At 64.6% G+C, this 2,341-nt stretch carries 3 protein-coding genes; all 3 read left to right on the forward strand.

The genetic code is table 11. The features are described 5' to 3' along the window. On the forward strand, positions 1-290 hold a 290-nt coding region (locus A2I95_RS32015), incomplete at its 5' end, for a Hint domain-containing protein (protein WP_291736322.1). A gap of 5 nt (positions 291-295) precedes the next feature. After that, positions 296-1,369 carry a Hint domain-containing protein gene (locus tag A2I95_RS32020; protein ID WP_291736324.1) on the forward strand — a complete coding sequence of 358 codons (1,074 nt, stop codon included), beginning with the start codon at positions 296-298 and terminating at the stop codon, positions 1,367-1,369. A gap of 108 nt (positions 1,370-1,477) precedes the next feature. Further along, positions 1,478-2,341, forward strand: an 864-nt coding sequence (locus A2I95_RS32025; RefSeq protein WP_291736325.1) for a transporter substrate-binding domain-containing protein, incomplete at its 3' end; no start/stop codon positions are given.

Genomic DNA, 2,341 nt, shown 5'->3' on the forward strand with positions numbered 1-2,341 from the left:
CCAAGGATCTGGTCAACGGGCGCAGTGTGGCGCGCTGTCCAGGCGGGGAGGTCACCTATGTGCATCTGATGTTCGACCGCCATCAGGTGATCTATTCTGAAGGTCTGGCCACTGAAAGCTTTTTACCCGGCCCGCAGATCGTCAACCTGTTCGAACGGCCGGTGGCAGAGGAGATCTGCGCCTTGTTCCCAGAGCTCGATCCTGAAACCGGCGCGGGTTACAGCGCGGCAGCGCGGCCTGCGCTGAAAGCATATGAAGGGAGGCTGCTGGCCGCGATCCAGGCGGCCTGACGCAGGTGGGCTGGTTTGCGGTCTTTGGTGGCGGCCACAATTGGAGCGATCCGCAGACGCTGTTAACGGCGGGTCTAACCGACGGCGATTGCCTGCTGGTGCGCGGCACAATGATGCTGGAATTTCACCTGCCGGAAAGCGCTAGGCCAGAGCCGCTGCTGCTTTACTCCCAAGGCGGCGATTGGCCGTTGCGGCTGGCGCTGCAGGCGGTGCCGGGCGGCGGCTTAAGCTTTGTGTTGGAGCAAAACGGTGCCGTGCTGCACCAGACGCTGAATCCAACCAGCCTGGGGCGTACCGGCCGGTTGCGGCTGATCTATGCCTGGGACGCGCCTGCCCGCACAGGGCGGCTGACGCTGGAGCGGCCGGACGGCAGCCAGATGCAGATTGCTGCCCTGGCCGGACCCAAACCCTGGCGGCTGCGGGACCTGCAGGCGCTGACAGGACCGCTGGGCTATGTGGCGCCGGCAGTAGAATACCTGGCGCTTTCCAGCTGCATGGAGCCGGCGGGCCCGGCCCCGGCGCTGCTGCCTTCCACCCCGATTGCCACACCTGAAGGCTACCGTGCGCTGAACAGTTTGCAGCGGGGCGATCTGGTTCTGAGCAGCAGCGGTGAGGCGGTGCCGGTCTTGCATGTGGTCGAACGCCAGGTGCCTGCGCTGGGCTCTTTTGCTCCGGTGCGGCTCAGGGCGCCTTATTTCGGGCTGCAGCGGGACATTCACGCGGCACCGTTCCAGCGGCTGGTGCTGTCCGGCTCGGAGGTGGAATATCTGTTTGGCCAGCCTGCGGTTCTAGTTCCGGCCGGCAATCTGCTGGGGACCGGTACCGCCCTGCCGGGGGTGTCAGGCACACCGCTGATCACCTACCGCCAGGCGGTGCTGCCGGATCATGAGCCGCTGCTGGCTGCCGGCGCCATGACCGAGAGCCTGTTTCTGGGCCGCCTGCGGCGCGACCCCCAGCGTCTGGCTGCCAGCCTATTGGCACCGCTGGGCGCCGCAGCCTTGCCCGAGCACCGGCAGCCGAAATTCCCGGTGCTGCGGGCCTTTGACGCCGCAGTGCTGGCCGAGCGGAGGACCGCCTGACACATCCGCAGCTTCGAATCCGGCCTCTGCAGCCAAGGCGCTTGCGTGAAAAAGGGGAACCGCCTAAGGACGTTGAAACCGTCCCAGAGGCCTGACCCGAGCGTTTCCGTGCTGTATCTTCGCCTGACCACCGCCGCCCTGTTCCTGATCTGGGGGCAATTGCTGTCTGCGCAGGTGCTGACAGTCAATACTGTCACCCGGCCGCCGTTTTCGATGGTGGAGGAGGGGCGCGACACGGGCTTCTCGTTGGAACTTCTGAAAATCCTGGCGGGGCGGTTGGATTGGGAGTACCGCGTCAATCGTACGAACAGCTTTGCGGATATGCTGGACGGCGTCCGCAGCGGCGAGGCCGATCTGGCCGCCGCCAATATCTCGATCACCGCCTCGCGCGAAGTGGTGATGGACTTCAGCCAGCCGATCTTCGAAAGCGGCCTGCAGATCATGGTGCACGCCGATGAAATCCGCCAGCCGTCGCTGCTGCGGGCGCTGCTATCCTGGGACCTGGCTGCGGCTATCGGCATCGCCTTCCTGATGCTGTTCGGCGGCGGCATGATGATGTGGGCCTTCGAGCGCCGCGCCCAGCCCTATTTCGACCGCCCGTTGAACGAGGCCTGGTTCCCCTCCTTCTGGTGGGCGCTGAATTTGGTTGTGAACGGCGGGTTCGAAGAACGGGTGCCGCGCACACCGGTGGGCCGGATGTTCGGTGTGGTGCTGGTTGTGTCGTCGCTGTTCATCGTCTCGGTCTTTGTCGCGAAGATCACCGCGGTGATGACGGTTGAGGCTATCAGCGGCTCGGTGAACTCGGTGAACGATCTGTATGGCAGATCCGTGGGAACCATTGGCGGGTCGACCGCTGCGGGGTTCCTTGACCGACGCGAAATCGACTATTCCGCCTTTAACGGTCTGGATGAGATGCTGGGCGCCTTTGAAGCTGGTGAGGTGACGGCGCTGGTTTTTGATGCGCCGGTGCTG

The organism is Leisingera sp. F5, from assembly GCF_001593695.1.